This is a genomic window from Limnobacter sp., assembly GCF_964228395.1.
In the GTDB taxonomy this organism is placed as follows: Bacteria; Pseudomonadota; Gammaproteobacteria; order Burkholderiales; family Burkholderiaceae_B; genus Limnobacter.
The window spans coordinates 1-8,251 of sequence record NZ_CAXQZX010000123.1 but is presented as its reverse complement, the minus strand read 5'-3'; the positions used below and the strand labels follow the sequence as shown (position 1 = coordinate 8,251).

Genomic DNA, 8,251 nt, shown 5'->3' with positions numbered 1-8,251 from the left:
CCGCTGGACCGTCTGCTGGTGAACGAACTAGAAACCCTGGTGAGCGAGGTCATGAGCCGTGAGGTGCTGATGTTGTCAGCCCTGGACGATGCCTATGAAGCCGCTCAGGCGTTTGAGCGATACGATTTGGTGTCGGCACCCGTGTTGGACCCCTCGGGCAAGTTGATTGGCCGACTCACCGTGAACGAGGTGGTGGACGTGATCCGCGAAGAAAGCGAAGCAGATTTGCTTTCCAGTGCGGGCTTGCGTGATGAAGAAGACCTGTTTGCTTCAGTCTGGGAGTCGGCCAAAAACCGTTGGCTGTGGTTGGGCTTAAATCTGTGCACTGCGTTTTTTGCCAGCCGTGTGATAGATACCTTTGAGGGCACCATCGCCAAGGTGGTTGCGCTGGCCACCTTGATGCCGATCGTGGCGGGCATTGCAGGCAATTCGGGCAATCAGACCATGACCTTGATGATCCGCTCTTTGGCCTTGGGCCAGGTGAACAAAAGCAACATCGGCTTGCTGCTTAAAAAAGAACTGGCCATTGCTGGCCTGAACGGCTTGGTGTGGGGAGGGGTGGCCGGGCTGGCCACAGCAGCGTTGTATTACAGCTCGCCCCACGCCGTCATGTTGGGTATTTTGATGACCCTGGCCGTGATGCTCAACCTGCTGGTGGCTGCCACCATTGGAGTGGTGGTGCCACTGGGCCTGGAAAAAATGGGCCGCGACCCGGCCATGGGCTCCTCGGTGCTGCTCACCTTTACCACTGACAGCATGGGCTTTTTTATTTTCCTGGGCTTGGCCTCGGTGTTTTTTTAAGGCGGCTGTGTGGAGTGCTCGGTCAGTATTGTGGTGCCCGTATTCAACGAGGTGCCTGATCCTCACCACGATGAATTTTCGCCTCGAATTCAGGCCCTGTGCCAATTGTTGCGGCCTTGCGATGAATTGATTTTGGTGGACGGTGGTTCTACAGATGCCAGTTTGCCCACCTTGCAGCGATTAAGCGAACACTCTCAAATTACTGCCATACAAGCCCCCAAGGGGCGTGCGCGGCAAATGAATGCTGGTGCAACTGTGGCACGTGGCGAAATCTTGCTTTTTTTGCATGCAGACACCGCGCTGCCGTTTGCGGCTTGGCACAGTGCTTTAAAGGCATGGCATTGCCACCAAGGCCAGCCCCTGTGGGGGCGCTTTGATGTGCGTATTCAAGGCAAAAGCCGATGGTTGCCAGTGGTGGCTTGTTTCATGAACTTTCGCTCGCGACTGAGCAAAATTGCCACAGGCGACCAAGCCTTCTTCATCGACAGCAAGCTGTTTAAGCAGGTCGGGGGGTTCCCCGAGCAGCCGCTGATGGAAGATGTGGAAATGTGTAAGCGTTTAAAACGGCTTGCAGCCCAACAATTTGTGGCGGTGCGTGATCCAGTTGAAACCTCGGGCAGGCGCTGGGACACGCAGGGCGCATGGCGCACCATCGTGTTGATGTGGCGTTTTCGGTTTTTGTATTGGCGCGGCGTGCCCGCCGCCGAGTTGGCGCGCCAATATGCCGATGCGCGCCAAAAACAGGCACTCACCGTGGCGGTGTTTGCAAAATACCCTGCGCCTGGGCGAGTCAAAACGCGCCTGCAACCACTACTTGGTGCACAGCGCTGCGCCGAATTTGCACGTTACCTGTTGCTGAGCACGCTAGACAAACTGCATGGCGTGCCCACGGTGGTGTGGACCGATGGCGCAGACCCAGCTCAATGGGATGACTTGCTGCAAGGGCGGGAGGTGACGCGCTGCGTTCAGCCCCAAGGGCACTTGGGTCAACGCATGCAGGCTGCGGTTGAGACCCATTTGAAGCACAGTGAGGTTGTGGTGTTGTTGGGGCCTGACGCGGTGCAATTTACGCGCAGCCATTTAAACACCTTGGTCAAAAAAGCCCGGCGAACGGGCTTGGCTTTTGTGCCAGCGTTGGATGGAGGGTATGTGGCGCTGGCCTGCACGCGCTGCGAGCCTGCTATTTTTTCTGGGCAAATCAATTGGGGCTCGTCCAGTGTGGCCATGCAAACCCGGCAAGCTTTGGCAACCTGCAACAGCCGGGCGCAATGGTTGCCCGCCCAAATCGACATTGATGAGCCTGCCGACTATGCAAAGGCCTTGGAGCAGGGGCACATTCCAGCCAATTGGGCTGAACGTTATGGCAGGCCCGTGGTCTGATGGTGGCCTGATTCAGCACTTGACTACTTTTATCCTTCGGAGAGGCCATGCAACGCAAGCAGAAATCGATCAAATGCCGAGCACACACGGCTTGGACAAAATGGCGAGTTTGGGCCCTGTGCGCGCTGCTTGCGCCATCAGGCGCGTTGGCAGTCGCCAACCCGGTCACGCCTTGGCCTGTGGATCCCAAGGCAGGAATTCCTGCGTCTTGGAAGGCGCAGTATCACCCGGACATCAAGGCCCACACCCAGTTCACTCTGCTACAAAAAGGCGAGCAAACTGTCTTGCAGGCCGACGCCATACAGGCTTATGGCACCTTGGTGCACGCGTTTGCCGCCCCAAGAGTCTTCAATGAGCTGCAATGGGATTGGCAGGTGTTGACGCATCCAGCCGGTGCCAACTTGAAGACGAAAGAGGGCGACGACGCTGGCGCCAAGGTGTGTGTGTTCATTCAAATTGATGAGTCACGACTCGGCTTGGGCACCCGGCTGGCCTTGGGGGCAGCGCGCACATTCTCGGGCGAGCCTTTGCCCGCAGCCACTTTGTGCTACGTCTGGGGAACACCTGGTGCCGCTGTGGGGCAGGTGTTTGATAACCCCTATACCGAGCGGGTGAAAAACATTGTGTTGAGGGATGTGCTGCCGGGGGGCGAGCTTTTGCGGGAGCAACGCGACGTACAGGCGGATGCTCGCAAGGCGTTTGGTAAAGAATTGCCCGATGGCCCGGTGAAGTTCACTGGCATTGCCTTGGGCGCAGATTCTGACAACACCAAATCGAGGGCCGCTGCCTTGTTTGGAAGCATCGCGGCCAAATAGTTGGTGCAGAGCGAGGGCAACAGGGGCGAGGGGCCCCGGTTACCTTCAATGCGCCAGTATTACGACACCAGCAAATCGGTTGAATTGCGGTAGCTGACCCAACGTTCAACCATGTCGAGTAGATCCTCGCGCGCACAGCCCAGGCTTCCAAAAATATGCGGTGCAACGCCTACACCAAGTTCTTCGATTGATTTTTTATCTTCAAGGTCGATGGCAAAGGCCGTGGCCACGAAGGCGATTAAAGACATTTTGCTGGACTGCACCTGCGGGAAGGCATAATCCTTGATGGCTTGTGCCACGGTTTCTGGCAGATTCCATTTTTTGGCAATTTCAGCGCCCACCTGCCCATGGTGTATGCCAATGCCGTCGATCTCGCACAGAGCCCGGTCTTGGGGGGTGGTGTCCTTGCACTTGCGGTCGATTTGTTGGCATTCTTCAGGGAAGGCTCGGTGCAGGGCCAGCACGCCCAAGCCATGCATTAGCGTGGCCGTGTAGGCTTGCTCTGGATGCTCGCCACACTGCTTTGCAATATCGCGGCCAATCAGACCCGACAACAGGGACAAACGCCAAAAGCGTTTCATGTCGAACCCGGCAATTTCATCGAACGCGCCCATGAGCCCGGAAGAAATCACCATGGTGCGCACTGCATTTAAGCCCACCAAATGGATGGCATCGTCAATGGATGCCACCTGCTTTTGTAGCCCGAAGTGCGCGGCATTGGCCATGCGTAGCACCTTGAAGGTGAGCGCCATGTCGCGGGAGAGCGGGTCAACAATGTCGCTCACGCTGGCCTCCTCGTTGTTGAGCGTATCCATGACTTCCTGCAACGCTCTGGGGATGGAGGGAAGCGCGCGAACGCTGTCAACAAGTCGGTCAACGGTGGTGGTCATTTGGGCGTGTCCTTTGGTGGTGGTATCGGTTCAGTATCCCGACCTGTCCCATTTGTACAAAGGTGAATTAAAAGCCCAAAAAGGCATCAATTTAAGTTAACGTTGTTAAGCCTTGTTGAGGCTCATGGTGCGCACGATCCGCTCGCAGTAACGTGCAATTTGGTCAATTTCCAAGTTCACCGGGGTGCCAGCCTGCACATGTTTCAGGGTGGTCATTTGCACAGTGTGAGGAATCAGGTTGATGTGTATGTCGCACTCGCCGGTTGCCAGGTCGTCCACTTTGTTCACGGTGAGGCTGACCCCATTGACTGTAACCGAGCCTTTGTAGGCGAAGAAAGGGCTCAGTGCCTTTGGGGCGCGAATCTGCAAATGCCAGCTTTCGCCCACGGGCGAAAAGTCAACCACGCTACCCAAGCCATCCACATGGCCGCTCACCAAGTGGCCACCTACGCGGTCTGACAGGCGCATCGCTTTCTCAAGATTAACTTCGCCCGGTTGATTCAACCCCACGGTTTTGGACAGACTTTCTTGGGATACATCCACCCAGAAGCGCTGGTCACGCATGTCAACCACCGTCATGCATGCGCCTTGAATCGCGATGCTGTCGCCCAGCTTGACATCGGAAAAATCCAGAGTGGGGGCATGCACTTGCAGACGAACGCCAGCCCATGCAGAGTCTTGCAAAGGGCTAACAGATTCAATGGTGCCAATGGATTCGATGATGCCGGTAAACATGGTCGGTACTGCTCCAAGTGTTGGCGCTGGCGCGCCTTGAATTACAAAGTGGTGATTTGCTCAAGTGAGTGAGTATTCATCCACACCATTTTAAGGTCTGGGCCCATGGCGGTGTGGCTGTGCAGTGCCCATTGGGTCTGGGTGGGCAGGGTTTCCAGGGTGGGCAGGCGAAACATGCCTTGGCCGGGGCCCAGAAACAGCGGTGCGATGTAGTGCACGACCTCGTCGACCAATCCCTCGCTCAAGAAAGAACCGTTGAGCCCGAAACCCGCTTCCAGGTGCAGCTCGTTGATGCCGCGCTGGCCAAGCAGTTTAAGCAATTTGTGCAGGTCGGTCTTAACCGGTCCATCGTGCAAGCCTGCCGCCACTGGGGCCACGTTGACAAATTCAATATTGGATGCGTTGGGATGGGTGGCATGCCAGGCGGGCGGGGCGCTTTGTGTGTGAGCCACCAGCACCTGCCCGGCGTGCAGCAATTGGGCGCTTGCTTGCAACTCAAGTTTGCTGTCTACCACCACTTTCAAGGGCTGGCGTGGTGTTTCGATGCCGCGCACATTCAGTTGCGGGTTGTCCGCCTTGACCGTGCCGATGCCTGTGAGCACCGCGCAGGCCTGCGCGCGCAGGTGATGCCCATCTTGCCGGGCCTGGGGGCTGGTGATCCATTGGCTGGTGCCATTGTTCAAGGCGGTGGTGCCGTCGGCGCTGGCGGCCACCTTGAGCCGCACCCATGGTCGGCCTCGAACCATGCGGCTAAAAAAGCCACGGTTAATGTAGAGGGCCTCAGCATGTGCAGCACCCAGACTGATTTGAATGTTAGCCGCCTGCAAAATGGCCATGCCTTTGCCTGCCACCAAAGGGTTGGGGTCGAGCACTGCCGCCACCACGCGCTCAACGCCAGTGGTCACCAATGCTTCGGCACAGGGGCCCGTGCGCCCGTGGTGTGCACAGGGCTCCAGGGTAACGTAAGCAGTGCTTCCCGCCAGGTTGATGCCACGGTTGTGGGCATCGGCCATGGCTTGCACCTCTGCATGGCCAAGGCCTGCTTGCTGGTGAAAGCCTTGTGCAATGATCTGGCCCTGCCGAGCAAACACACAGCCCACGCGGGGGTTGGGGGTGGTGGTGTATTGGCCCTGCCAGGCCAAGGCCAGCGCCTGGCGCATGAAACCTTCGTCTTCCGGGCGCAGAGGGCTGTAGTGCAAGGCTGGCATAGGCGTTTAAGCCTTGCGGGGTTTGTTGGTGCTGCGCACGGCAGGCTTGGGTTTGTTGGCCTCAGTGGGGGCGGTGAGGTGGGCAATTTCTTCAGAAAAGCTCTGAAGGTCTTCAAAGCTTTTGTACACCGAGGCGAAGCGAATGTAGGCCACGGTATCGAGTTGTTTGAGTTGCTCCATCACCAACTCACCGATGAACTTGGTGTCCACCTCGCGGGCGGCGCTCACCAAGAGCTTTTCTTCAATGCGCGACACCGCCTGGTCGATGGCCTCAGCCCCAACAGGCCGTTTTCGCAAGGCCAGCATGAGGCTGCCACGCAGCTTGTCGCGGGAAAACTCTGCCCTTGAACCGTCTTTCTTAACAATGGCCGGTAGGAATAGTTCGGCTCGCTCGTAGGTGGTGAAGCGTTTGCCGCAGGCACCGCACTGCCGCCGCCGCCGGATGGTGTCCCCTTCCTCAGAGGTTCGGGAGTCCACCACTTGGGTGTCGGCGTGACCGCAGTACGGGCATTTCATGGGCTGCCTGGCGGTTTACTTGTACACGGGGAATTGGCTGGTGAGTTCTTTCACCTTGGCGCGAACGGTGGCCAGTGTGGCCTCGTCTTCCGGGTTCTCAAGCACGTCGGCAATCAGATTGCCCACTTGGCGGGCTTGTTCTTCCTTAAAGCCACGGGTGGTCATGGCCGGGCTGCCCAGGCGAATTCCGCTGGTCACAAAAGGCTTTTCGGGGTCGTTGGGAATGGCATTTTTGTTCACGGTGATGTGCGCATTGCCCAGGGCAGCTTCAGCGGCCTTGCCAGTGATGCCTTTGGCTCGCAGGTCAACCAGCATGACATGGCTTTCGGTGCGGCCAGACACGATGCGCAGGCCGCGTGCCACCAAAGTTTCAGCCAAAGCCTGTGCGTTTTTGATGACTTGCTGCTGGTAATCCTTGAATGCGGGCTGCAAGGCCTCGTGGAAAGCCACAGCTTTACCCGCGATGACGTGCATTAGGGGGCCGCCCTGAATGCCGGGGAAAATCGCACTGTTGATTTGCTTGGCAATGGCCTCTTTCATGAGGATGATGCCGCCACGTGGGCCGCGCAGGGATTTGTGTGTGGTCGAGGTGCAGACATCAGCGTGGGGCACGGGGTTGGGGTACACACCCGCTGCGATCAAGCCAGCATAGTGGGCCATGTCGACCATAAAGTAGGCGCCTACTTCTTTGGCGATTTTGGCAAAGCGCTCGAAGTCGATGCGCAGGGCGTAGGCCGAGGCGCCGGCGATGATGAGCTTGGGCTTTTTCTCGCGCGCCAGTTGCTCAACCTGCTCGTAGTTGATTTCTTCTTTTTCGTTCAGGCCATACGACACCACGTTGAACCACTTGCCAGACATGTTTAGGGGCATGCCATGGGTGAGGTGGCCGCCCTCGGCCAGGGAGAGACCCATGATGGTGTCGCCAGGCTGCAGCAACGCAAAAAACACGGCTTGGTTGGCTTGCGACCCAGAGTTGGGCTGCACGTTGGCAGCCTCGGCCCCAAACAGCTTTTTAAGGCGGTCGATGGCCAGTTGTTCGACCACGTCAACGTGTTCGCAGCCGCCGTAGTAGCGCTTGCCTGGGTAGCCCTCGGCGTATTTGTTGGTGAGTTGTGAACCCTGTGCTTCCATCACGGCGGGGCTGGCGTAGTTTTCAGACGCGATCAGCTCGATGTGGTCTTCCTGGCGGGTGTTTTCCAGTTCAATGGCGGACCACAATTCGGGGTCGGTTTGGGCGATGCCGGTTTGGCGGTTAAACATAAGAATTTCCAACAATCCAAGGGTTCAAAAACAGCCCTCTATTCTAAATGATTTCAGGGGTTTTGGTCGAGCTTGCCACTCAGGCGATTCGACCGTCCACCTCATCCAGGCTGGGTGTGTTGGGGTCGTCAGACAAATGCGCAGTGTGCGCCCAAGTGACGACTTCAAAATCGCCTTGGGGGCTGCGGTCGATGATGTTGATCGCGCAGTTGGGCAGCGCCCATTGCCGAGGGGTGTGCAAGGGTTCGTCCATGCAATGCCGGTAAATGCAATCGAGTACACCCCCATGGGCCACCAACAACACGGTTTGCCCAATGTGAGCTTGCAGATGACTGGTAAAAGCATCAATCACCCGCTGGTAAAAGCTCAAAAGGCTCTCGCCATGGCGCAGCGGCGATTCTGGGTCACGCTGCATGAGCCCGGCAAACTCTTGCGGGCAATGAGCGCGCATTTCATCGCCGGTCATGCCAGAAAAATGCCCGTAGTTGCGCTCGCGCAAATTTGGGTCGAGTTGGATGGGCTTGGCTGCGCCGGTAATGGCCATCGCGGTGTGGTGCGCGCGCTGCAGGTCGCTGCTGACGCAATGGTCATAGGGCAGGGCCTGCATGGCGTTGGCCAGCCGCTTGGCCAGATCGGAAGAGCACAC

9 protein-coding genes are annotated in these 8,251 nt (G+C 57.7%); 3 read left to right on the top strand and 6 right to left on the bottom strand.

What is annotated here, in order from left to right; translation table 11 throughout:
- The 3 genes from ACEQU8_RS10485 to ACEQU8_RS10475 all read left to right on the top strand — a co-directional run.
- Window positions 1-801: magnesium transporter (locus ACEQU8_RS10485; protein ID WP_370263429.1), on the top strand; the 801-nt coding region annotated here is incomplete at its 5' end.
- Between the two features lie 9 nt (window positions 802-810).
- Window positions 811-2,181: a TIGR04283 family arsenosugar biosynthesis glycosyltransferase gene (locus ACEQU8_RS10480; protein WP_370263428.1), complete on the top strand. Its 1,371-nt coding sequence runs from the start codon at window positions 811-813 to the stop codon at window positions 2,179-2,181.
- A 47-nt stretch (window positions 2,182-2,228) separates the two neighbouring features.
- Complete coding sequence (locus ACEQU8_RS10475; protein WP_372521240.1) at window positions 2,229-2,996, top strand: DUF3047 domain-containing protein; 768 nt, start codon at window positions 2,229-2,231, stop codon at window positions 2,994-2,996.
- 59 nt (window positions 2,997-3,055) lie between these two features.
- On the opposite strand, the gene ACEQU8_RS10470 is transcribed toward ACEQU8_RS10475, so the two are convergent.
- The 6 genes from ACEQU8_RS10470 to ACEQU8_RS10445 form a co-directional block, all read right to left on the bottom strand.
- Entirely contained in the window at window positions 3,056-3,886 is an 831-nt protein-coding gene (locus ACEQU8_RS10470; protein WP_370263425.1) for an HDOD domain-containing protein, read from the bottom strand.
- Window positions 3,887-3,991: 105 nt separating this feature from the next.
- Window positions 3,992-4,621, bottom strand: coding sequence for a riboflavin synthase (locus ACEQU8_RS10465; protein ID WP_370263424.1), 630 nt, complete (start codon window positions 4,619-4,621; stop codon window positions 3,992-3,994).
- 41 nt (window positions 4,622-4,662) lie between these two features.
- Window positions 4,663-5,829, bottom strand: coding sequence for a bifunctional diaminohydroxyphosphoribosylaminopyrimidine deaminase/5-amino-6-(5-phosphoribosylamino)uracil reductase RibD (ribD, locus tag ACEQU8_RS10460; RefSeq protein ID WP_370263423.1), 1,167 nt, complete (start codon window positions 5,827-5,829; stop codon window positions 4,663-4,665).
- A gap of 6 nt (window positions 5,830-5,835) precedes the next feature.
- Window positions 5,836-6,345 (bottom strand): transcriptional regulator NrdR, encoded by a 510-nt coding sequence (gene nrdR, locus ACEQU8_RS10455; protein WP_370263422.1) that lies wholly within the window; start codon window positions 6,343-6,345, stop codon window positions 5,836-5,838.
- Between the two features lie 15 nt (window positions 6,346-6,360).
- Window positions 6,361-7,605 carry a serine hydroxymethyltransferase gene (gene glyA, locus ACEQU8_RS10450; RefSeq protein WP_370263420.1) on the bottom strand — a complete coding sequence of 415 codons (1,245 nt, stop codon included), beginning with the start codon at window positions 7,603-7,605 and terminating at the stop codon, window positions 6,361-6,363.
- 79 nt (window positions 7,606-7,684) lie between these two features.
- The coding region (locus tag ACEQU8_RS10445) for a histidine phosphatase family protein (protein WP_370263419.1) at window positions 7,685-8,251 on the bottom strand (567 nt) is incomplete at its 5' end.

What these genes read in the sequence shown, in the direction of transcription:
- ACEQU8_RS10475 (WP_372521240.1), top strand. Translation starts at nt 2,229, where the DNA reads ATGCAACGCAAGCAGAAATCGATCAAATGCCGAGCACACACGGCTTGG.
- ACEQU8_RS10470 (WP_370263425.1), bottom strand. Translation starts at nt 3,886, where the DNA reads ATGACCACCACCGTTGACCGACTTGTTGACAGCGTTCGCGCGCTTCCC.
- ACEQU8_RS10465 (WP_370263424.1), bottom strand. Translation starts at nt 4,621, where the DNA reads ATGTTTACCGGCATCATCGAATCCATTGGCACCATTGAATCTGTTAGC.
- ribD (WP_370263423.1), bottom strand. Translation starts at nt 5,829, where the DNA reads ATGCCAGCCTTGCACTACAGCCCTCTGCGCCCGGAAGACGAAGGTTTC.
- nrdR (WP_370263422.1), bottom strand. Translation starts at nt 6,345, where the DNA reads ATGAAATGCCCGTACTGCGGTCACGCCGACACCCAAGTGGTGGACTCC.
- glyA (WP_370263420.1), bottom strand. Translation starts at nt 7,605, where the DNA reads ATGTTTAACCGCCAAACCGGCATCGCCCAAACCGACCCCGAATTGTGG.